Annotated in this window: 1 pseudogene; it reads right to left on the reverse strand. The window is 41.3% G+C overall.

The window, feature by feature from the left end:
* Window positions 1–259 (reverse strand): annotated as a pseudogene (locus tag NRL14_RS20985) (IS110 family transposase); the annotation flags it as partial.

The following is a 259-nucleotide window of genomic DNA, read 5'->3' on the forward strand; positions in this document are numbered from 1 at the left end:
TGCAGTTAAGTAAGTTGATTCATCGTAGGGCGTATGTGTTTTCCAGCACCTAAATAGGATTCGTATCCACTTAAATGCCAATGATCTGATGATGGTATTATGAGGTTTTCCTTTGGCTTCTTGCTGCCGATAATATGCTTTTGCCCAAAATGAATAGCGCACAGATAATCCTGCCCATTCCACAAATGTTTGCCTTAAAAATTTAGTGCACGAGTATCGCCAGTGTATCCATTCCTTCTTGCCACTGCGTTCGGTTACT

This window comes from Pseudoalteromonas sp. 20-92 (assembly GCF_030847595.1).
Lineage (GTDB): Bacteria > Pseudomonadota > Gammaproteobacteria > Enterobacterales > Alteromonadaceae > Pseudoalteromonas > Pseudoalteromonas fuliginea.